The organism is Rhizobium tropici CIAT 899, assembly GCF_000330885.1.
Taxonomy (GTDB): Bacteria; Pseudomonadota; Alphaproteobacteria; order Rhizobiales; family Rhizobiaceae; genus Rhizobium; species Rhizobium tropici.
In genome coordinates this window covers 1337718-1360084 of record NC_020062.1, presented here as the reverse complement: position 1 = coordinate 1360084, position 22367 = coordinate 1337718, and the positions used below count along the sequence as shown (strand labels likewise).

Genomic DNA, 22367 nt, shown 5'->3' with positions numbered 1-22367 from the left:
TCCTGTTGACTCCAGCGAAATCGGAAACGATAGTGGGAACGTTCCCATTAACGATCCCGTTGCTGATTGTGAACCGGACAGCGACGACAAGGAGGAGACTACCCATGCACCCAATGGACCTCAGGGGCTTGAGCCCCGCACCGGTGACCGCATTCACCCGCGACGGTGAAGTCGACTATGCGGCGAACGCTCGGATTGCGAAGTGGCTTGCATCCATGGACGGCGTAAAGAGCCTCGTCATCCTCGGCCACGCCGGTGAAGGCACATTCCTGACCGAAGAGGAACGCCTCAAGCTGATCCGCACCTATGTCGAAGCCGTGAACGGCGAAATTCCGATCATCGCCGGCATTACGGGCGAGGGCACGAAGGTTGCCGCCGAAGAGGCCAAGAAATGCAAGGCCGCGGGCGCTACCGGGGCCCTTGTCTATCCAAACCACGGCTGGCTGCGCTTTGGCTTCCAGAAGGGCGCGCCGCAGGACCGCTACAATGCGATCTGGCAGGAATCCGGTCTGCAGTGCATCCTGTTCCAATATCCGGATGTCACCAAGGCTTCCTACGATCTGGACACGCAGCTTGCGATCGCAACACAGGAGGGGGTTGTTGCGACCAAGAACGGCGTTCGCAACATGAAGCGCTGGTATGTGGAAATTCCGGAACTGAAGAAGGCGAATCCGAACTTGCAGATCCTGAGCTGCCACGACGAATGGCTGTTGCCGACTATGTTCGATGTCGACGGTCTGCTCGTCGGTTACGGCAATATTGCACCGGAGCTGCTCATCGATCTCATCAAGGCCGGCAAGGCACAGGATTATCCGGAAGCCCGCAAGATCTTCGAGCGCCTGCTGCCGGTCACCCGCGCCGTTTATCACCGTGGTTCGCACATGGAAGGCACCGTCGCCCTCAAGCTTGGCCTCGTCCATCGCGGCGTTCTCGACCATGCCACGATCCGCGAGCCATTGAAGAGCCTAGGTGAAAAGGCCGAGGCCGAAATCTTCGCCGCTTTCGACGCGGCGGGCATCGGCCGTGTCGGGCAGCTTTTGGCGGCCGAATAGAAAACACGCCTCCGCCGCCAATCGGCGGAGGCGTATTCGATGGGGGAGGCTGCAGATGCGTCGGGGAGCGACGCTTTCTAAAGGCGATTGTGATGTGCCGGAAAGTCGCTTCGCCCTTAAAAGGCCGCAGCTTCGGATCGCCGCCTGCAGGATGAGCGCAGCCGAGGCAAGATGTTCAATGCGTAGGTCAATGCCAAGTCGGGGAGCCGGAGACCGGGCAGAGGGAGGATAGAATGAATATCGAACAGCGAATGACGGCGTCGGTTGCGCATGTCATCGATCCGCAAGCCGACATAAGTGCGCGGCTGGAGCGGTTGCCCATCACCCGAGAAGTATTCTGGGCTCGTAATATCGTCGGCGCCGCGACATTCTTCGATGGCTATACAGTTATCGCCATCGCCTACGCCATGCCGATACTCGTGCACGAATGGGGGCTGACACCCGGCCAGACGGGCATGATCCTATCGATGGGATATCTGGGGCAACTGGTCGGCGCCGTCCTGTTCGGTTGGCTAGCCGAAAAGATCGGTCGATTGAAGGTTCTTCTCTTTACCATCCTACTTTTCGTCAGCATGGACATCGCCTGCCTCTTTGCAGCCGGCGCAGCAATGATGATGGCGTTTCGCTTCGTTCAGGGTGTTGGCACCGGCGGCGAAGTTCCGGTCGCCAGCGCCTACATCAATGAGCTGATCGGCTCGAAAGGCCGCGGGCGCTTCTTTCTTCTCTACGAAGTGATGTTCCTGCTCGGCCTCGTCGGTGCGGGCCTGATCGGCTACTTCATGGTGCCGCTCTATGGTTGGAAGGTCATGTTTGCCATCGGCCTGATCCCGGCTGTATTGATGATCCCGCTGCGCTGGTTCCTCACCGAGTCACCCCGCTGGCTCGTTGCCAACGGGCGTTACGAGGAAGCCGATCGCATCGTCACCAAGCTCGAAGACAGCGCCCGAGCCGCAGGCGAGACGCTTCCTGAGCCGAAACATGCCGCAGTGCCTGTGCGCAAGTCATCCGACTGGCGGGAACTTTTCCAAGGCATCTATCTCAAGCGCACGCTATCCATCTGGGCCATGTGGTTCAGTGCCTATCTGGTCGCCAACGGCACGATTACCTGGTTGCCCACCCTTTATCGTCAGACCTTCAACCTGCCGCTTGAAACCAGCATATTCTATGGGTTCGCGACATCGGTGGGTGGCGTTGTTGCAGCGGTTATCTGCGCGCTGCTCATCGATAAGGTGGGCCGCAAGCGCTGGTATACGGGAGCATTGCTCATCGCTCCCATCCCGCTTGCCATCCTCGCATGGCTCGGAGCGACATCCGCCACACAGGTATTGGTGCTGGCAGGTCTTGCCTATGCCATCGTTCAGACGGTCACCTTCTCGCTGTATCTTTACTCCGCAGAGATCTATCCTACGCGCCTGCGGGCAATCGGGACGGGTGCTGGAAGTGCGTGGCTTCGCCTGGGATCCTCGGCAGGCCCGATCGTGATCGGCTTCCTGCTCTCGTCGATGGGCATCCAGTACATATTTATGGTATTTGCTGCAATTTTGCTGCTCGGCGCACTTGTCACCGCCGTATTCGCCGTGGAAACCAAAGGCCGGACGCTCGAAGAACTCTCTCCATAATCCAGTCGCATTACCTGTTCCTTCTGATGAACGCGGGAGCTGCAGGCATTCATGCTCCGTTCAGCCGCCTGGCTTCAGGATGATGGCACTGATGGAGGTTCGCTATGAAAATCTTTAACAATCTGCTTGCTGCATTTCTGGCTGTCGGCCTGTTGATCGGTGCGGGGGCTGCGTCGGCTGCACCGATGATGAACATGACGAAGCCAGAGGTCCAATCATCTGTTCAAACGGTCCGTTATCATCATCGGCGCCACTGGCACGGGCCGCGACATCACCGGCATCACCACTGGAAATCGCACCGCAGCTATCGGAGCCATTACTGGCGCGGCCATCATCACGGTTGGTACAAGCATCGTCACCACCACCGCCATCACCGCTACTATCGCTGGTGATCGCAGCTCGACGGGAGTGTAGTCTCACGACCAAACCCTCGCGCAACCTAAAGCCGAGTACCGGCGATATCGCCTGAACCGGCTCTGAAAGGCACTGCAGTTCGAAGGCATGATGGCGTCTGCGACAGCAGGCGCCATTGTCGCATGGATTTGCAGAGTCTGATGGTTGATTGCCGGGCGGGCACGAGCCCGAGTTCGGACTGCGAGCAAGGGTAACCTCAAACACCGAGCAAAAGCTGCACGGTGTTTGCCGCGCATATGCTAGAAGCAACGTCGCGCCTGCCGATTCACGAACAAAATTGTACAATGGCACCGGCGACGACGCTTCGCTTCATATCGGGAGGTCCTCCCGAATTTCATGTCCGGGAGGAGGAAAGCCAGAATGACCTATGATCCTTCGAAAGATGGCGCCGAGATGGATTTCCGGCAGCGCATGTCCTACGGCGACTATTTGCAGATCGATCGGATTCTGACGGCACAGCTCCCATTGTCATCGGCGCATGACGAGATGCTCTTCATCATCCAGCATCAGACGTCCGAATTGTGGATGAAACTTGCGCTATATGAGATCCAGGCAGCCAGGAAGATGATCGCGGCCGATCAGACGCAGGAAGCGTTGAAAATGCTATCGCGTGTGGCCCGGATTTTCGAGCAGCTGAATTCCGCATGGGATGTCTTGAGGACCATGACGCCATCGGAATATACGCGCTTCCGCGACGATCTCGGCCAGTCGTCCGGCTTCCAGTCATGGCAATACCGGCTGATCGAATATGCGGCCGGAAACCGGAATCTCGCAATGTTGAAGCCGCACGAACATCGGCCTGATATTCTGGAGATGCTGGAAGCCGAACTGGCGCGTCCCTCGCTCTATGATGAAGTTTTGCGCCGGTTGGCGCGCATCGGCCTGCCTGTGCCGGAGGAGGTGCTGAAGCGGGACTTGCGCCAGGCATGGCAATTCGACGAGGGTGTCATGGCCGTTTGGGTGACGGTCTATCGCGATCCGTCGCGATACTGGGAAGCCTACGAAGTTGGCGAGAAGCTGGTCGACTTCGAGGACTATTTCCGGCGCTGGCGTTTCAACCATGTTACCACTGTCGAGCGCGTGATCGGTTTCAAGCGCGGCACAGGCGGAACAGCGGGGACCTCGTATCTGAAGCGGATGCTGGAGGTGGAGCTTTTCCCGGAATTGTGGCGCGTGCGCACCGAATTGTAGAATGGCTGGAAGCCTGGCCGGCGTTGTAGAGGCGTTCAGCTTCACGTCGTGCATGATTGTCGTCTATGCACGCGGTCTGCGACCGTCGCCCAATTTTCAAAAGGTAAGCAGGCCGATCGGTGCTCCGCTGTCGTAGGAGTCATGTGCCATTCCCATAGAGCAAAGTTGGAACAATCCGATGCCGCAAACGTAAGGAGGAAGGTGCGAATATTCGAGGCGGGATTTGTTCAGCGGAATGACATTGGATTATATCGACGTCGGTCCCGGCCTTTTGCGCGTTCGCCACGGCGGCAACGGGCCGCCGTTGCTGTTGCTGCACGGCCATCCGCGAACGCATATGACTTGGGGCCATGTCGCAGACCTCTTGTCTCCCTACTTCACGATTGTTTGCCCTGACCTCAGGGGATTTGGGAAGTCTTTCCAGCCCGTTGACAGCGAGGATAGCCGTTATTCTTCGAAACGGGCGAAGGCGCTGGACTGTGTAGCGCTGATGCAGGCTTTAGGGCATCGGACTTTTGCCGTGGCGGGCCATGACCGCGGCAGCTACGTGGCGTTCCGCCTTGCCCTCGATCATCCCGAGATCGTCACAAAGGTCGCCGTGATCGACAGCATTCCGATCATCGAGCATCTCGAACGGATGGATTGGCGCTTTGCGCGTGATTGGTACCATTGGTTCTTCTTCGCGCAGCCGGAAAAGCCCGAACATGCCATCAATGCCGACCCTCGCGCGTGGTACAGCCGCATTCACCCTGATTTCATGGGGAAAGAGGCCTATGACGATCTGCTGACGGCGATCCACGATCCCGCGGTCGTCCATGGGATGATCGAGGATTATCGGGCAGGATTGACCGTTGATCGGCAGGATGAGCTGCAGTACCGCCTTGCCGGTAAACGGATCGCATGCCCGTTGCTTTGCCTTTGGTCGACGAAAGACGATCTGGAATACTTCTTCGGCGATCCGAGGGAAATCTGGCGCTTGTGGGCGGTGAATGTCACCGGCCACGGCATCGAAAGCGGTCACCACGTCGCGGAGGAAAATCCCGGCGATCTTGCAAACTCGCTCCAGCGTTTTTTGAGCGGGGAATGAAAAACTGGCCGCGGCTTAAGCTTCATGCAGGACGTGCGCGGCCCTGACAGCCGCCGATGCCCGGTTTTCGACGCCGAGCTTTACATAGATCTGCTCAAGATGCTTGTTCACGGTGCGGGCGGAAAGGCCGAGGATTTCGCCGATATCGCGGTTGGATTTGCCCTTGGCGAGCCACAGCAATACTTCGGATTCGCGCTGCGTCAGCGCAAAATGCCGGCGCAGGGCTTCGTCGTCGGCACGCTGGCTGGTGGCCGTCAGGCGAAAGAGGTATTCGTCGGCGCCGATGGCACCGAGAAAGGTGAATTGCAGTGCCGCCTGGCCGCCATTGTTCATCGAAAGAAGATTGTCGCGAGCAGGGCCGAGCCGCTCGCGCTCCAGCATGAAGGCGGCGATATGTTTCGAGGCGAGCTCAAGGCCGTCGTCGCTGCCCGTGGCAGCATTGATCAGGCGGGTTGCCTGGGGCGTCGACCAATGGATGGCGCCATTGCCCTTGACCGCCAGGAGATGGCGGCCCGCGGCGTCGAGCGCCACCCTGGCGCTTTGAGCCGAGCGGGCATTGCGCAGGTGGACCCGGATGCGGGCGCGCAGTTCGTCGATATTGATCGGCTTGGTGAGATAATCGACGCCGCCGGATTCCAGCGCATGCACCACATGCTCGGTTTCGGTGAGCCCGGTCATGAAGACGACCGGAATCTGGGCGATGCCGGCATTGGCTTTCAGCCGGCGGCAAGTTTCGAAACCATCCATGACAGGCATGACGGCATCGAGCAGGATGAGATCGGGTGTGATGCGCTCGACGATGTTGAGCGCCGCCGGTCCCGAGGTGGCGATCAGCACGGAAAAGCCGGATTGCTCGAGCGCGTCAGTCAGAAAACCGAGCGCCTCCGGTGAATCGTCCACCAGCAGGACTATATCGCGGGGAAGGGCAGGCTCAGCCAATCTGTTCTACCTTTTCAGTGTCGAAGCTGCGCAGCACCTTCAGGAAACCGTCGAGATCGAAAGCCTGGACATGGGCGCGCAAGGCATCGATGAAGGGTCTGTTTTCTTCAAGTTTCGCAAGATCCGCAAGCTTTGCTTCGATTCCCCTGACATAACCGATCTCGCCGAGCCGCAGCAATTCGCGGACATGCTCGATCCCAGGGCTCTTCAGGGGCGGTGGCGGCTTCGGCGCGGTCGGGATAGAAGCATCGGCATAGATCCATTTCAGCCCGAGATGCAGCGCGAGCTTGTCGCGAAGCTGGCGGATGTCGACCGGTTTGGAGATGGCGTCGTTATGGCTGTCGTCGCTGTCGGTCGCCGCAGCAGCGTCACCTATATTGGCCGACAGCATCAGGATCGGTGCCGTCTGGCCGTTTTCCCTGAGCCGTGAGACGAGCTGCCATCCGTTCATGCCGGGCATGGAAATATCGACCAGGAACAGATCCGGCTTGATGCCCTCGATCAAGGTCAGGCAGTCCGGGCCGCCGGCGGCGGTGAGCACGATGAAATCGAGTGGCGAGAGTATCTCGCGCATCAGTTCGCGATGATCCTCATTGTCGTCGACGACGACGATGGTGCGCCGCGGCCCCTCGTAGCCGACGATACGCTGCTCCTGCGCCGGCGGCTTCATCGGCCGGATCACCGCAGATAACATCAGGCGCACCCTGAAGGTCGAGCCCACGTCCTTCTCGCTTGAGACCGAAATCTCGCCACCGAGCGTATTCGTCAGCAATCGCGTGATGGTGAGACCAAGGCCGAGGCCTGGCATTGGTCTGATGCTGTCGGCTTCGCCGCGCTGAAAGGGCTCGTAGATACGGGTAATGTCCTTTGCCGCTATGCCGCGGCCGGTGTCGGAAACGGTGAAGGTCGCGACCTGGTTTCTATAGCCCACCTCGAAGCGGACGGTTCCGGCATCGGTGAACTTGATGGCGTTGGACAAGAGATTGACGAGGATCTGGCGCAGCCGCTTCTCGTCGGTGCGGACATAGTCGGGCAAGGCGGCGGCGCGCTCGTGGACGAAAGCCAGCCCCTTTGCCTGTGCCTGCGGATGGAACATGTCGACGATCTGGTCGAGAAAATCCTGGATGTTGATCTCGTTGGAATAGACCTGCAGGCGGCCGGCCTCGATCTTGGAAATATCGAGCAGCCCGTCGATCAGGCCGGAAAGATGCTCGGCGCTGCGTCGGATAACCTTCAGCGAGGATTGTCGGGGCGCCGGAATGGTCTCGTCGCGCTCAAGGATCTGCGCGTAACCGAGCACGGCATTGAGCGGCGTGCGCAATTCGTGGCTGAGACCCACGACATAGCGGCTCTTGGCGCGGTTTGCCGCCTCGGCCGCCTCCTTGGCACCCTGCAGGGCAGCGTCCGTTTTCTTGTGGGCGGCAATTTCCTTCAAAAGCAGCGTGTTCTGGCGCGAAGATTCTTCTTCGGCGACCACGCGGCTGTCATGGGCAAGCACATAGAACCAGCACGCGACGCCGGCGATGACGGCAAAGACGAAGAAGACGATGAGGATGGTGCGGTCGACCACGGCAGCGGTCTCGGGAGAGGCTGCGCCGACCTGATGCGCGATCATTGCAAGAATAGCGCCCATGGCGGTCAGCGCCAAGACAACGGCAATTCCATAGCGGCCGAGGCGCGTCGCGAGCCTTGCGACGATGCTTTCCGGCAGCAAGGTTTTTGCGACGGTGGCGACCTGCGTGTTGAGCCGAGCCTTCGGCTTGCACATGTCGTGGCAGCGGCTGTCGAGCGAACAGCAGAGCGAGCAGATCGGCGCGGCATAGGCCGGACACCAGGCCATGTCCTCCGGCTCGAACGGGTGCTCGCAGACGGAGCAGGTGATGGTGGTCAGGTTCTTCCAGCTCTGCCGCGGCTTGCGGGCGAGATAGTATTTGCCCTTGGTGATCCAGGCGATGGCAGGTGATGCGATAAGCGCGACGATCAGGGTGATATAGGGCGCAAGCGAGGCGGCAATCGAACCGAAGGCGCCGAAATGCGCGATGAGAGCGATGGTTGCCGAAAGCGCCATGGCGCCGAGGCCGACCGGATTGATGTCGTAGAGATGCGCGCGTTTGAACTCGATGCCGGGAGGTGCAAGCCCCAGCGGCTTGTTGATGAAGAGATCGGCGGAGACGGTGCAGAGCCAGGCCATGGCGATGATCGAAAAAATGCCGAGTGTCTCCTCCAGCAGCCGGTAGATGCCGAGTTCCATCAAAAGCAGCGCAATGGCGACGTTGAAGACGAGCCAGATGACACGGCCTGGATGGCTGTGCGTCAGCCGCGAAAAGAAGTTCGACCAGGCGAGCGAGCCGGCATAGGCGTTCATGACGTTGATCTTCAGCTGCGAGATCATCACGAAGGCGGCCATCAACAGCAATGCCGCATTGTGCCAAGGGATCATGTAGCCGAAGGCGGTCAGATACATCTGTGCCGGGTCGGCAGCGCGGTCGGCCGGCACGCCTGACGTCAGCGTCAGGACGACAAGGAAGGAGCCGGCGAGCAGCTTCGGCGCCCCGATGATGACCCATCCGGGTCCGGCCAGGAAGATGGCCAGGCGATGACGCCATTTGCGGTGACCTTCCGGTGGCAGGAAGCGCAGGAAGTCAGCCTGTTCGCCGATCTGCGACATCAGCGCCAGGATGACGGCGGAAGCGGCGCCGAACTCCACCAGGTCGAAAGGAGCGGCGCTGCCCGGCGCGCTTGCGGGGTGGTGAATGCCGGCAAAGGCCCGCCAGAGGTCGAATTTTTCCCAATCGGCAAAGGCGATGAAGACGAACGGCAGGATGTTGAGAACAATCCAGAAGGGCTGCGTCAGCAGCTGAAACCGGCTGATGAGACGGACACCATGGGTGACGAGCGGGATCACCATGACGGCGCTGATGATGTAGCCGATCCAAACGGGTATGCCGAGCGTCAGCTCCAGTGCTCCGGACATGATCGAGGCTTCGATCGCAAACAGCATGAAGGTGAAGCTGGCATAGATCAGCGAGGTGATGGTCGAGCCGATATAGCCGAAGCTCGCGCCGCGCGTCAGAAGATCGATATCGACGCCGTGGCGGATCGCATATCGGCTGATCGGCAGGCCGACTGCGAGCATGGCGAGGCTTGCGACGATGATGGCGTAGAAGGCGTTGGTGGTGCCGTAGGAGAGCGTGATCGTGCCGCCGATCGCCTCCAGCGCCAGGAAGGAAATGGCGCCGATCGCGGTTTGCGAGATACGTTGCGAAGAAAATTGCCGGGCGCTCTTGGCGGTGAAACGCAGGGCGTAGTCTTCCAGCGTCTGGTTTGCGACCCAGCGATTATATTCGCGTCTTACCGGAATGATGCGTTGCCGCGCAGCCATGCTTACCCTTCAGCAGTCCCGCCATCGTCACCTTAGCGGTCCGAAGACGTCGTAACATGGATCGATGCCGTGCTTAAGAGCGTCGGAGTGCCCAAAGCTGCACATTTCGCCCCGGCGTCTACGTCATTTTACGTATGTGGTTTCCTGAGGGTGCGCCGGATAGTCGCGGAAGGCAGCGGCTAATCCTTGTTTACCGGCCGTTGCGGCAGACAAAAAGAGGGGAACCACGGATGAAATTCAAGACTCTCGTCTCCGGCGCGCTGCTCGGCGCCATCATGTCCACCACAGCATTCCACGGCGCTTTCGCAGCCGACGACACCATCAAGGTCGGCGTCCTGCATTCGCTGTCCGGCACCATGGCGATTTCGGAAACGACGCTGAAGGATGCCATGCTGATGCTCATCGACGAGCAGAACAAGAAGGGCGGCGTTCTCGGCAAGAAGCTCGAACCCGTCGTCGTCGACCCGGCCTCCGACTGGCCGCTCTTTGCCGAAAAGGCTCGCGAACTGATCCAGAAGGACAAGGTCTCGGCCGTATTCGGCTGCTGGACCTCCGTGTCGCGCAAGTCGGTGCTGCCGGTCTTCAAGGAACTGAATTCGATCCTGTTCTATCCGGTACAGTTCGAAGGCGAAGAGTCCGAGCGTAACGTCTTCTACACCGGCGCCGCTCCCAACCAGCAGGCAATTCCTGCCGTCGACTACCTGATGAAGAACGAAGGCGTACAGCGCTGGGTGCTTGAAGGCACCGACTATGTCTATCCGCGCACGACCAACAAGATCCTCGAAGCCTATCTGAAGTCCAAGGGCGTCAAGGACGAGGACATCATCATCAACTACACGCCGTTCGGCTTCTCGGACTGGCAGACGGAAGTCTCCAAGATCAAGGCTTTCGGCGCGGCCGGCAAGAAGACCGCCGTCGTCTCCACCATCAACGGCGATGCCAACGTTCCCTTCTACAAGGAACTGGGCAACCAGGGCGTCAAGGCCGAGGATATCCCGGTCGTCGCCTTCTCGGTCGGCGAAGAAGAGCTGGCCGGCGTCGACACCAAGCCGCTTGTCGGCCATCTTGCCGCCTGGAACTACTTCCAGTCCGTCGACACGCCCGCCAACGCCGCCTTCATCAAGGAATGGCATGCCTACACCAAGAACGACAAGCGTGTGACCAACGACCCGATGGAAGCCGCCTATATCGGCTTCAACATGTGGGTGAAGGCTGTCGAGAAGGCCGGCACGACCGATCCGGACAAGGTGATCGACGCGCTCGTCGGTGTCGCGGTGCCGAACCTCACCGGCGGCACCGCCACCATGATGCCGAACCACTACATCACGAAGCCGGTCCTGATCGGCGAAGTGCAGGAAAACGGCCAGTTCGACGTCGTTTCGCAGACCCCCGCCGTGGTCGGCAAGGAATGGTCTGACTACCTGCCTGACAGCAAGGACCTGATCTCGGATTGGCGTATGCCGATGAACTGCGGCAACTTCAACGTCACCACCGGCAAGTGCGGCGGCAAGGGCTCCTGATATCAGCCGACGCAAGATCGCCGCGGGCAGGCTTTTCTGGCCGCGGCAGCTTGAGGGGACTAGCGCAATGTTCGACAAATTCGTTTACCGCATCGCCCTGGCGCTGGTCGCCGGCTTCTGCCTGATGCTGGCGCTGACGGCGACAGGCCTGCGCGCCCAGGAAGACGCCCACGGCCTCATCAACTCCCTCGGCCAGGCCAATTTCCAGAAGGCCGGCGATATCGTCCAAAGCCTTGCGAAGTCGGGTGATCCCAAGGTCGTGCCGGCATTGCAGGCCTTTTCCGACGGTGATCTTTATATAAGAAAATCCGACAACCAGGTGTTTATCGCCAAATCCTCCGGCGACATGATGGATCTGGTGGATCCTTTAACCGGGCAAGCGGCCGGTCAGGAAGCCAAGGACAATCTCGGCAAGATCAAGATCAACAACAATCTGCGCCGTGCGGTTCGCGCGGCTCTCGGCGGTCTGACGCTGATGAGCCCGGATCGCGCCACGAGGCTCGAAGCGGCGCAATCCATTTTGAAGGCGCCGAGTGCGGATTCGCTCGACGCCGTCGAGACGGCGCTGCAGACCGAGAAGGACGCGGATATCCGCGGTGTGCTTGAACGCGCAAAAGCCGTTGCCGTGCTTGGCTCGGACCGTCCGATCGAAGACAAAAAGGCGGCGATCGAGACGATCAAGAACGAAGGCGGCCGCGATGCCATCGGCATTCTTTCGTCGGTTTCCGTCGACGACAGCCTGAAGCCCGATGTCGCTGCCGCCATTGTCGGCATCCAGGATCAATTGAAGTTCTGGGATGCGGTGCAGAACGTCTGGTACGGCCTGTCGCTCGGCTCCGTCTTGCTGCTGGCTGCTATCGGCCTTGCGATTACCTTCGGTGTCATGGGCATCATCAACATGGCGCATGGCGAGATGGTGATGCTCGGCGCCTACTCGACCTTCGTGGTTCAAAGCATCATCCGCACATCTTACCCTGAGCTCTTCGACTGGTCGCTGGCGATTGCCCTGCCAGTCGCCTTCCTCGTCACCGGCGCCGTCGGCCTCGTCATCGAGCGCGGCGTCATCCGCTTCCTCTATGGCCGGCCGCTGGAAACACTGCTCGCCACCTGGGGCATCTCGCTGATCCTGCAGCAAGCGGTGCGCTCGATCTTTGGTCCGACCAATCAGGAAGTCGGCAACCCCTCCTGGATGTCCGGTTCGTTCGACCTCGGCTATCTCTCGGTCACCTGGAACCGGCTCTGGATCATCGTGTTTTCGCTCGCTGTCTTCGTGGCGCTCCTGCTTCTCCTCAAGCGCTCGGCCTTTGGATTGCAAATGCGGGCGGTGACGCAGAACCGGCGCATGGCGTCTTCGATGGGGATCCGCACCTCATGGGTCGACGCCTTCACCTTTGCGCTCGGCTCGGGCATCGCCGGCATGGCGGGTGTGGCACTCTCGCAGATCGACAACGTCTCGCCGAACCTCGGCCAGGGCTACATCATCGATAGCTTCATGGTTGTGGTGTTCGGTGGCGTCGGCAATCTCTGGGGGACGCTCGTCGGCGCTTTTTCGCTCGGCATCCTCAACAAGTTTCTCGAGCCCTATGCGGGAGCGGTGCTCGGCAAGATCCTCGTCCTCGTCCTCATCATACTCTTCATCCAGAAACGTCCGCGCGGCCTCTTCGCGCTCAAGGGAAGGGCGGTGGAAGCATGATCACGGCCTTCATCCTCCGTTCGCTCGACCGCCGGATCAGCATCGCCATCGCGATCCTGCTTGCCGTCGCGGTGCTCGTGCCGCTCGCCAATCTGGCCTTGCCGGAAACGAGCCCGCTGCATGTGCCCACCTATCTGATGTCATTGTTCGGCAAGTACCTGACCTATGCGCTGCTCGCCCTGGCGCTCGATCTGGTCTGGGGCTATTGCGGCATTCTCTCGCTCGGCCACGGCGCCTTCTTTGCGCTCGGCGGCTATGCGATGGGCATGTATCTGATGCGCCAGATCGGTTCGCGCGGCACCTACGGCAATCCGATCCTGCCCGACTTCATGGTCTTCCTGAATTGGAAGGACCTGCCCTGGTTCTGGTACGGCTTCGATCATTTCTGGTTCGCCATGCTGATGGTTCTCGCAGCACCCGGCCTGCTTGCCTTCGTCTTCGGCTGGTTTGCATTCCGCTCTCGGGTCAACGGCGTCTATCTGTCGATCATCACGCAGGCGATGACCTATGCGCTGCTGCTTGCCTTCTTCCGCAACGACATGGGTTTCGGCGGCAATAACGGCCTGACCGATTTCAAGGATATTCTCGGCTTCAATATTCAGGCCGATGGCACGCGCGCCGTGCTGTTCGCCATTACGGCCGTGTTCCTGGCGCTGGCATTGATGCTGTCTTCGGCCATCGTGCGTTCGAAGTTCGGCAAGGTGCTCGTGGGCGTACGCGACGCCGAAAGCCGTACGCGCTTTCTCGGCTATCGCGTCGAACATATGAAGCTCTTCGTCTTCGTCGTATCGGCGATGATGGCGGGTATTGCCGGCGCGCTCTACGTGCCGCAGATCGGCATCATCAATCCGGGCGAATTCGCTCCTGCCAATTCGATCGAAGTCGTCATCTGGACGGCCGTCGGCGGCAGAGCGACCCTGATCGGGCCTATCATCGGTGCCATCCTCGTCAATGGCGGCAAGACTGTTTTCACCGGCCTATTCCCCGACTTCTGGCTGTTTGCGCTTGGCGGCCTGTTCGTCGCGGTGACCTTGCTTCTGCCCAAGGGCATCGTCGGCACCATCGCGCAATATCTCGGCAGGAAACGCACGCCGGCAAGCCCGCCGCCGAAGGCTGCGAAGGATGAAGCCCAAAAGTCCGTGCAGGCTGCGGAGTAGGACCATGATCCCGGATATCAAACCCAACAGCATGCTCTACCTCAACAACGTCTCTGTCTCCTTCGACGGATTCAAGGCTTTGAACTCGCTGTCGATCGTCATCGAGCCGGGCGAGCTTCGCGCCATCATCGGCCCGAACGGCGCCGGCAAGACGACGATGATGGACATCATCACCGGCAAGACCCGGCCCGACGAGGGCGAGGTATTCTTCAACGGCCAGATCGACCTGACAAAGAAGGACGAGGCCGACATCGCCCAGCTCGGCATCGGTCGCAAATTTCAGAAGCCGACCGTGTTTGAAAGCCATACGGTCTGGGACAATCTCGAACTGGCGCTAAATCGGAACCGCGGCGTCTTTTCGACGCTCTTCTACCGCCTGACGCCTGTCGATCGCGATCGTATCGAAGAAATCCTCGAGACGGTGCGGCTTTCGCATCGGCGCGACGAGCTGGCGGCCAATCTCTCGCACGGCCAAAAGCAGTGGCTGGAGATCGGCATGCTGCTCGCGCAGGAACCGAAGCTCCTGCTGGTCGATGAGCCGGTGGCGGGCATGACGGATGCGGAGACGGCGGAAACGGCGGTGCTGCTGAAAGAGATCGCCAAGACGCGCTCGGTCGTCGTGGTCGAACATGACATGGGCTTCATCCGCGATCTTGGCGTCAAGGTGACCTGCCTGGCGGAGGGCTCGGTTCTGGCGGAAGGGTCCATCGATTTCGTCAGTAGCGATCCGAAGGTGATCGAGAATTATCTGGGGCGGTGAGATGCTGACAGTCGAAAACGCAAATCTGCATTATGGCGCCGCTCAGGCGCTGCGCGGCATCTCTGTCAAGGCCGAGATGGGCAAGATCACCTGTGTCCTCGGGCGCAACGGCGTCGGCAAGAGTTCGCTCCTGCGCGCGGTTACCGGGCAGCATGCCTTGTCGGCCGGTACCGTTGCCTTCAACGGCGTGACGCTGAACGGCATGGCGCCGTTCGCGCGCGCCAAGCAGGGAATTGGCTATGTGCCGCAGGGACGCGAGATCTTTCCGCTTTTGACCGTGAAGGAAAATCTCGAAACGGGCTATGCGCCGCTTTCCCGTCGTGACCGCAATATTCCGGATGACATTTACAGCCTGTTTCCCGTGCTGAAATCCATGCTGTCGCGCCGTGGCGGCGACCTCTCGGGCGGGCAGCAGCAGCAACTGGCGATCGGCCGGGCGATGGTGACACGGCCGAAGATTCTCGTCCTGGACGAACCGACCGAGGGCATCCAGCCGTCGATCATCAAGGATATCGGCCGGGCGATCCGTTATCTCAGAGACTCCACCGGCATGGCGATCCTGCTGGTCGAGCAATATCTGGATTTCTGCCGGGAACTTGCCGATTACGTCTATATCATGGATCGCGGCGAGATCGTGCATGAGGGACTGGCTGAAACGCTGGATACACCGGAGGCCCGCAGGCATCTGACCGTTTGAGCAACGGTCTCAGGTTCATTCATCTGAAGCGAGGCGTTGAGAAGGCGATACGACAGTCTAACCCTTGAGAGCTAGGCAGCGGAATTCGCAAATTGATCCGCAGGCCTGCAGGATCCCAGAGACGGCCGATCGAACCTCTCAACTCTTGTGCCGTCATGCGTTCGACGTGCAGCCCAAACCCTTTGGGCTCTTACGGTGGTAGAACGGGCGGCCCGCCATTCTAGGCCCACCAAACCCCAGTCCACACCCCTTGGCCCGCAGTCAAGTACGCGACCAGACCGACGTTGACAATCATGCTCTCTTGCGGGGATACAGAGTGCCATGACTGAACACACTCGCGCTACCCATCCAAAGGCGGTCAAGCGGCTCAAGCGCTCTGAAGACCATCTGAATAGCGTCACCAGCATGATCGGGGGCGGCAAGCCGCGTGTTGATATCGCTCGGCAATTATCGGTGGCCGACCGACGAATTCAACACCATTACGAAATACCTCCGGCGGCATGACCGACCTATTGGCCTATTTCGGATTGTTCATGGCAGCCTTCGGTGCCGCAACGATCCTGCCGATGCAATCGGAGGCGGTGCTTGCCGGCTTGCTTCTGACCGGAAGATACTCCGCTCCCTGGCTGGTGGTTACTGCCGGCGTTGGCAATATTCTGGGTTCGCTCGTCAATTGGATTCTGGGAAGAGGGATCGAACGATTTCGACAGCGCCGTTGGTTCCCTGTTGGCGAGGATACCCTCGATCGTGCGCAGGCATGGTATCGAAAATATGGAAAATGGTCTCTGCTTGCGAGCTGGGTGCCCATCGTCGGAGACCCGATAACGGTGGTCGCCGGCGTTCTGCGCGAGCCGTTGCCAACCTTCCTGCTGCTGGTGACGATTGCCAAGCTCGGGCGTTACGTCATCGTGGCGCTGGCCACGATGAATCTTGCATGACATCTGACGAACGGACGTCGGCCACCCCGCCGAGGTTGCCGTCCGGTTCCAATTCGCTATTCCTCATCGGGCATATGAGAATCGACGCCGAGCGTTTCGAGGTTATTATGTACGCCCACGACACCCGGAACCGTCAGAACGATCTCCTCAAGCTTGCGCGCCAACGAAATCGTCTCGACGCGTCCCTCCAGCGTGATAATTCCGTCGAGGGAATGCACTTCGATGTTGTCGGTAACGACTTTGCCGCTTTCTTCTAGCAGCTCGGTGATCTCTGCCTCTAACTCATCGTCGTCAATTCTGCTGGCTGGCAATGGAGCGGCCGTATCCACCCTATGCTCGCGGCCTGACCCGTCGGCGGTATCCACGGTGAATCCAGTACTCGGATCTTCGTCGAAATTGGCCGGTGTGTCGCCGTAGGGAGTATTATGGGGACGGCTTTCCAACGGATTGCCATCGACATCCGAATAGGGCCAGCCATCTCGAATTTCCCGATCCTCGTAATCGCGATAGTCTTCTTCGCGAGACAACGGGTTTGGTTTACGTGGCGGTGCCATGTTGACCTCCTTACAGCCACCTATCATCTGGGATGACCTAACAGCAGCAATGGGAAAATGTTCCCTTCGCTTGCCCGACGCAGGTCTTCGATCGCCCCAATTCGTCGTGGCATCTGGCCGTTTGTGAAGTTTCGCGGCAGGTTGCCGCTCAGTCAGCAGCTAGAGCGGCGTCGATTGAAATCGCTATCTGCCTTCCGTCCGGAATTGATACGAATGCCGATGGCTTGGGAATCTGATATCGAACGCCGTATTTCCTGGTCCTGGGTGTCCGCGAACCTGACCGCTACTTCCGACAGAAGTGCTTGCACGTTCGCGATCCGACGAAAAACGGAAACGCTTTAGAACCGTTCCATCTCTTGACCGACCTTCGTCAGAAAGCGGCTACGGGACATGTCGGTCGAGCGGTTCATGTCGTAGTGAGCAAGGAAGACGACCGGGGCGAAGGGTTTGATCTGGGCACGCAGCACGCGCTTGACGATCTTCTTCGGCGGATTGCCGGCGACGAAGGCGCGAAACGGATCGGCGCCATAGGTCAGGACCGCGCCGAGCTTGCGGATATGCTGCAGCTTGGAGCGCACCTTGCCGTCGACGAGTTCGAAGGAGACGCCTGGAAGCCAGACCCTGTCGAAATAGCCTTTGAGAATGGCCGGAAAGCCGAAATTCCAGACCGGGGTAACGATCACCAGGGCTTCGGTGCGTTCGAGCCGTTCGACATAGGGCTTCAGCGCTTCAGTGTTTTCGGGATAGTCGTGATAGATCAGCCTGTCGTGGCGTGACAGAACGGGATCGAAGCCCTCGGCATAGAGGTTGCAGTCGTCGACCTCGTGACCGGCACTCTTCAGGCTTTCAATGGTTTTCCGGTGCAGCGCTGCACCGTAGCTTTCCTCGACCGGATGGGAATGAAGGACCAGAACCTTCATGAGGCCTCCATCAGCGCCGCAAGGCCAGGGAAGAGATAGTTCTTGCCGGATTTGAAATCGAAATTCGGGTCGTCCCAGGCGATCATCTTGCCGGGATTGAGCAGGCCCTTCGGGTCGGTTTCCTTCTTGAAGGAAAGCTGGACCGCATCCGTCTGCTTCATGCCGCCTTCCTCCAGCGTATAGCGATGCGGGTTGAAGATCGGGCAGCCGTGATCCTGGTGAATCCTGATGATCTCCTCGAGCCGAGCCTCGGAGGTATAGCGAACCAGCGGCAGGCCCGAGCATTGGATCTGACCGTCAAACCTGATGAATTCGAGATGGCCGGGCACCTCGTCGCCGAAGATTTCCACCATCTTCCGGACCTTGGCGACATGATCCGGTCCTGGATATTGGACCTGGAGGTAGGTGATCGACGGATCGACCTTCAGGGCGCGCAATGTGGTGTGGTTCCATGCAAGCTCATAGGCATGCGGAATGCCTTTCATGCTCTCGACCTTGTCGGAGCGGAAGGTGATTTCGCCCTTCTGCTGCATGGTGAAGGCGACGAAAGGATCCATCGAATGCGGCGCGATCATCAGCGCCACGATCGATTGCCCCTGACGGATGTAGGGCTTATGGCGGGTAAAATAGTCCTGCGGGATGGGAGCGGCGATTGGGGCGATTTCCTTGACCAGAATGCCGTTGCACTTGGCGAGCGCGTCGGAAAAGCGCACGGCGTCCATGAAATCGTCGTAGCCGACCAGCACGTCGACCCAATCATAGGCCGGCGCCAGCGGCATCTCGATCTCGGTGATGATGCCGTTGGTGCCGTAGGCATGGCTGACCTTGGTCAGATCCCAACCGGTGAGATCGAGCGTGCGGGGTTCGGCTTCCATCGTCACGACGCGCAGGCGCAGGATGTTGCCGAGATCGCGCAGGCCGCCCCAGGTGATCGAGCCGACACCGCCCGAGCCGCCGGCGATGAAGCCGCCGATCGTCGCCATCTGCGCGGTCGAAGGATGGAAGCGCAGCTCCTGACCCGAATGGGCCTTGGTCTGCCGGTCGAGCTCGGCAATGACGATGCCGGGCTCGCAGATGACGCGACCGGGATGGATCTCCTTGATCCTGTTCATGGCGGCGAGATTGAGCACGATGCCGCCGGAAAGCGGCATGGCCTGGCCGTAATTGCCGGTGCCGGCGCCGCGCGGCGTGACGGGGGCGTCATGCGCATAGGCGACCTTCAACGTCCGGATCACCTCTTCTTCGGTCTTCGGCGTGACGACGAGATCGGCCGTGACATTGTCGAGCTGCGCCTTCAGGATCGGCGAATACCAGTAGAAGTCACGGCTCTTCTGGCGCACGAGCGCCGGATTGTCTTCGACGGCGATGCCTTCGAGTTCTTTCTTGATGCGCTGATAATCCGGCATGTCAGGCTCCAATGACGCTGTCGAGTTCACGATAATCCGGCAGGCTGCGATCGATCACCTTGCCTTTGCGAAGGACGACGCGATCGGACTGCGGACGAGAGAGGAATTCGCTCCAGCGCCGCGCGCTGAAAAGCACGAGGTCGGCTGGGCTACCGACGGCGATCCGCCCAATATCCGGGCGGCCAAGTATCTCTGCGGGCAAGGTGGTGATGACCCTTGCAGCGGTATCCAGCGGATGGTCGAGATGCAGGATGCGCACCGCTTCCCGGAACACTTCGACCGGATCGAGATCGCCATAGGCGTAGAAGGGGTCGCGCGTATTGTCGGAGGCGACGGCTGTGGGAACACCGGCGGCGGCAAGCTCATGCAGAAGCGTGACGCCGCGCCAGCGTGGTGTACGGCCGGCATGGCGGTCCTGCAGGTACATGTTGCACATTGGCAGCGAAACGATGGAGATCCCGGCCTTGGCAACGAGATCGATGGTGGCGCGCGCGACATCTTCATCCTGCCGGGCAAGCGAGCAGCAATGGCCGGCGGTGACCTTGCCCTGGTAGCCATTTCGCAACACGGCTTCGGCTATGGCCTTGAGCGTCAGCACCTGCTTGTCTTCGGTTTCATCGACATGCAGGTCGACATCGAGGCCGCTGTCGGTGGCGGCGCGAAACAATTTGTCAAGCTGAGCATCGAGATCGGGGTTCATCTGGGTGACACCGCCCATCAACCCGCCTGCCTCGCGCACGACACCGAGCAGGTCGGCAAAAAAGGCATCATCGACCATGTTGTCGAGCGGAAAGAGAGCGACAGCCTGCAGCGCGATCTTGCTCTTCCAGGACTCGCGGACCGAGGTGAAAACCTCGAAGGAAATGCGGTGCTGCGGCGCCAGCGAATCCAGATGGGTGCGGATCAGGCCGGTACCGTGCGCGTAAGCCGAGCGTAGCGAGAATTCCATGCGCCTGCGCACGTCGTCGGCCGACCAGTTGGCCTCGCGGTCGGCACGCACGGCGTCGAGCGCACCGATGAAACTGCCGTCCGGATTGGAGCGCCGCTCCCATATATGGCCCTTGTCGAGATGGGTGTGCATGTCGGCGAAAGTCGGCCAGACCATGCCTTCCTTCATATCGACTTTGGCATATTCGACCGGCGCGGCGCCAGGCGCCAGAATGCCGCTGACGAGACCGTCGGCGACGACGATATCGGCCTTGACGAGGCCTTCTTTGGCAGGCGTATTGAAGCCGGAGAGCGTTACGGCTGGAACGGTGGCATTGCTCAGCACGAAGCGGGCCGCATTCGGCGGTGACATGAAGGCGTGTGACATCAGTTCTCCCGCTTGAGGCTGCTCTCATGCCAGCGATGCAGGCTCAGCCATGAGATGAAGGAGGTAAAGGCGAAGATTGCAACGCCAAGCGCCGATAGCAGCAGGAGTGCTGCAAAGAGACGCGGCATGTTCTGGCGGTATTGTGCTTCCAGCAATCGAAAGGCGAGACCGGAGTTGGGGCCGCCCGAACCAGCGGCGAATTCGGCGACGACCGATGCGATCAGCGACAGGCCGCCGCCGATCCTCAAGCCTGTCATGAAATAGGGCTGGGCGGCGGGCAGCTTCAGATGCAGCAAGGCCTGCCAGCGCGAGGCGCCATAGAGATCGAAGAGGTTGAGCAGGTTATGGTCGACGCTCTTCAATCCCTGCACCATGTTGGAGAGGATTGGAAAGAAGGCGACGAGGAAGCCGCAGATCAGAAGTGCGGCCTCGCGCGTCGGTGCATAGATCAGGATCAGCGGCGCAATCGCGACGATCGGTGTTACCTGAAGGATGACGGCCAGCGGATAGAAGGCAAGTTCGATCCAGCGGGACTGCACGAGGAAGATCGCAAAGCCGACGCCGCCGATCAGCGCTAGGATCAGCGATATGAAGGTGATCTCGGTCGTCACCCACAAAGCCGGCCACAGGATGCCCCAGTCGGAAACGAGCGCCTTGGCGACGGCGATGGGGCTTGGCAGAATATATTGCGGAATGCCGGTGCCGACGACTAGAAGCTGCCAGAGGATAAGAAGCGCAAGCACGGTCAGGATCGGCACGAAGATGCCGAGTGCGCGTTCGATACTGCGCTTCCTGGCCGCATCTGCCGCTGGCGCATCGGCCGATTCAACGGAAAGAGTGGCGGGCAGGCTGGTGCTGTCGCTCATCAATGGGCCTCCGGCCAGCCGATGGCCTCGATCAGGGAACGGGACACTTTTTCGCACACCTGCCGATATTCTTCCGACGAACGATAAAGCGGATCGCGCTCGCCGCTGGTTTTCAGCGGAAAATCGCTATGAACGCGGCCTGGTCGTGCCTTCATGACGACGATACGATTGGAGAGATAGGCGGACTCATAGACCGAATGTGTGACGAAGATGACGGTAATGCCGGTCTTCTGCCAAAGGTTGAGAACATCGTCGTTCAGTTTCTGTCGGGTAATTTCGTCGAGTGCCGCGAAGGGCTCGTCCATCAACAGCAGCTTCGGCTTCGTCACCAAGGCGCGGGCGATCGAAACGCGCATCTTCATGCCGCCGGACAATTCGCGCGGATAGGCTTGCGCAAAATCCTGAAGGCCGACGGTTGCCAGTGTTTCCATGATCTGGTCGTGAGCGGCCGCTTTCGAAATACCCCTGAGCTTCAAGGGCAGATGGACATTGCCAAACACAGTCTTCCAGGGAAGCAGCGTCGGTTCCTGGAAGACGAAGCTGATATCGCCCTCCGGCAGGCCCTTGGCGTTGATGCGCGAACTCGGCCAATCGATCCTGCCACTGGAGGCACCACCAAGGCCTGCGATGATGCGCAAGGCCGTCGACTTGCCGCAACCGGAAGGGCCGAGCAGGCTGATGAACTCGCCGCTTTCAACATTGAGCGACATGCCCGACAGCGCCAGCGTGCCGTTGGAGAAGACCTTGGAGACCTGTTCCATGACGACGAGCGGCCGCTTGCGTGTCTCGGTTTGGGTGGATTTGGTAGCTTCGGACACTAGCATGGTTTAGCTCTTTGTTGATCCACCCTCCCCTTG

At 59.9% G+C, this 22367-nt stretch carries 19 protein-coding genes; 11 read left to right on the top strand and 8 right to left on the bottom strand.

Annotation, left to right across the window (positions count from 1 at the left end; all coding sequences use genetic code 11):
* The first annotated feature begins 104 nt into the window (after window positions 1-104).
* The 5 genes from RTCIAT899_RS28340 to RTCIAT899_RS28325 all read left to right on the top strand — a co-directional run bounded on the left by RTCIAT899_RS28340 (window position 105) and on the right by RTCIAT899_RS28325 (window position 5363).
* Window positions 105-1052: a dihydrodipicolinate synthase family protein gene (locus RTCIAT899_RS28340; protein WP_015343276.1), complete on the top strand. Its 948-nt coding sequence runs from the start codon at window positions 105-107 to the stop codon at window positions 1050-1052.
* A 233-nt stretch (window positions 1053-1285) separates the two neighbouring features.
* Window positions 1286-2671, top strand: a complete 1386-nt coding sequence (locus tag RTCIAT899_RS28335; RefSeq protein WP_015343275.1) for an MFS transporter — start codon at window positions 1286-1288, stop codon at window positions 2669-2671.
* A 104-nt stretch (window positions 2672-2775) separates the two neighbouring features.
* Window positions 2776-3063, top strand: a complete 288-nt coding sequence (locus tag RTCIAT899_RS32730) for a hypothetical protein (protein ID WP_015343274.1) — start codon at window positions 2776-2778, stop codon at window positions 3061-3063.
* A gap of 382 nt (window positions 3064-3445) precedes the next feature.
* Window positions 3446-4276, top strand: a complete 831-nt coding sequence (kynA, locus tag RTCIAT899_RS28330; protein ID WP_015343273.1) for a tryptophan 2,3-dioxygenase — start codon at window positions 3446-3448, stop codon at window positions 4274-4276.
* A 223-nt stretch (window positions 4277-4499) separates the two neighbouring features.
* The gene (locus tag RTCIAT899_RS28325; RefSeq protein WP_041678227.1) at window positions 4500-5363 is read left to right on the top strand and encodes an alpha/beta fold hydrolase; all 864 of its coding nucleotides are present in this window, start codon (window positions 4500-4502) and stop codon (window positions 5361-5363) included.
* 15 nt (window positions 5364-5378) lie between these two features.
* Here the strand turns inward: RTCIAT899_RS28325 and RTCIAT899_RS28320 are convergent, their stop codons facing one another.
* The gene (locus RTCIAT899_RS28320) at window positions 5379-6302 is read right to left on the bottom strand and encodes a response regulator transcription factor (RefSeq protein WP_015343271.1); all 924 of its coding nucleotides are present in this window, start codon (window positions 6300-6302) and stop codon (window positions 5379-5381) included.
* On the bottom strand, window positions 6295-9684 hold the full coding sequence (locus tag RTCIAT899_RS28315) for a hybrid sensor histidine kinase/response regulator (RefSeq protein ID WP_015343270.1): 3390 nt from the start codon (window positions 9682-9684) through the stop codon (window positions 6295-6297). The genes RTCIAT899_RS28320 and RTCIAT899_RS28315 overlap by 8 nt, the downstream gene beginning before the upstream one ends.
* Before the next feature lie 230 nt (window positions 9685-9914).
* Here RTCIAT899_RS28315 and urtA point away from each other — a divergent pair, with 230 nt between their 5' ends.
* The 6 genes from urtA (at window position 9915) to RTCIAT899_RS28285 (ending at window position 16449) form a co-directional block, all read left to right on the top strand.
* Window positions 9915-11204, top strand: a complete 1290-nt coding sequence (gene urtA, locus RTCIAT899_RS28310) for an urea ABC transporter substrate-binding protein (RefSeq protein ID WP_015343269.1) — start codon at window positions 9915-9917, stop codon at window positions 11202-11204.
* 67 nt (window positions 11205-11271) lie between these two features.
* Complete coding sequence (gene urtB, locus RTCIAT899_RS28305) at window positions 11272-12897, top strand: urea ABC transporter permease subunit UrtB (RefSeq protein WP_015343268.1); 1626 nt, start codon at window positions 11272-11274, stop codon at window positions 12895-12897.
* Window positions 12894-14054, top strand: a complete 1161-nt coding sequence (gene urtC, locus RTCIAT899_RS28300) for an urea ABC transporter permease subunit UrtC (RefSeq protein WP_015343267.1) — start codon at window positions 12894-12896, stop codon at window positions 14052-14054. The genes urtB and urtC overlap by 4 nt, the downstream gene beginning before the upstream one ends.
* Window positions 14055-14058: 4 nt before the next feature.
* Complete coding sequence (gene urtD, locus RTCIAT899_RS28295) at window positions 14059-14814, top strand: urea ABC transporter ATP-binding protein UrtD (RefSeq protein WP_015343266.1); 756 nt, start codon at window positions 14059-14061, stop codon at window positions 14812-14814.
* Between the two features lies 1 nt (window position 14815).
* Complete coding sequence (urtE, locus tag RTCIAT899_RS28290) at window positions 14816-15511, top strand: urea ABC transporter ATP-binding subunit UrtE (RefSeq protein ID WP_015343265.1); 696 nt, start codon at window positions 14816-14818, stop codon at window positions 15509-15511.
* A gap of 500 nt (window positions 15512-16011) precedes the next feature.
* On the top strand, window positions 16012-16449 hold the full coding sequence (locus RTCIAT899_RS28285) for a YqaA family protein (protein ID WP_015343264.1): 438 nt from the start codon (window positions 16012-16014) through the stop codon (window positions 16447-16449).
* 56 nt (window positions 16450-16505) lie between these two features.
* On the opposite strand, the gene RTCIAT899_RS28280 is transcribed toward RTCIAT899_RS28285, so the two are convergent.
* The 6 genes from RTCIAT899_RS28280 to RTCIAT899_RS28255 all read right to left on the bottom strand — a co-directional run bounded on the left by RTCIAT899_RS28280 (window position 16506) and on the right by RTCIAT899_RS28255 (window position 22334).
* The gene (locus RTCIAT899_RS28280; RefSeq protein ID WP_015343263.1) at window positions 16506-17003 is read right to left on the bottom strand and encodes a BON domain-containing protein; all 498 of its coding nucleotides are present in this window, start codon (window positions 17001-17003) and stop codon (window positions 16506-16508) included.
* A gap of 338 nt (window positions 17004-17341) precedes the next feature.
* Complete coding sequence (locus RTCIAT899_RS28275; protein WP_015343262.1) at window positions 17342-17923, bottom strand: NAD(P)H-dependent oxidoreductase; 582 nt, start codon at window positions 17921-17923, stop codon at window positions 17342-17344.
* The gene (locus RTCIAT899_RS28270; RefSeq protein WP_015343261.1) at window positions 17920-19329 is read right to left on the bottom strand and encodes an FAD-binding oxidoreductase; all 1410 of its coding nucleotides are present in this window, start codon (window positions 19327-19329) and stop codon (window positions 17920-17922) included. Before RTCIAT899_RS28270 ends, RTCIAT899_RS28275 begins: the two co-directional genes overlap by 4 nt.
* A gap of 1 nt (window position 19330) precedes the next feature.
* Window positions 19331-20644, bottom strand: coding sequence for a cytosine deaminase (locus RTCIAT899_RS28265; protein WP_015343260.1), 1314 nt, complete (start codon window positions 20642-20644; stop codon window positions 19331-19333).
* Window positions 20644-21513, bottom strand: coding sequence for an ABC transporter permease (locus RTCIAT899_RS28260; RefSeq protein WP_376766880.1), 870 nt, complete (start codon window positions 21511-21513; stop codon window positions 20644-20646). The genes RTCIAT899_RS28265 and RTCIAT899_RS28260 overlap by 1 nt, the downstream gene beginning before the upstream one ends.
* Window positions 21510-22334 (bottom strand): ABC transporter ATP-binding protein, encoded by an 825-nt coding sequence (locus RTCIAT899_RS28255; protein WP_041678226.1) that lies wholly within the window; start codon window positions 22332-22334, stop codon window positions 21510-21512. The genes RTCIAT899_RS28260 and RTCIAT899_RS28255 overlap by 4 nt, the downstream gene beginning before the upstream one ends.
* Between the last annotated feature and the right edge of the window lie 33 nt (window positions 22335-22367).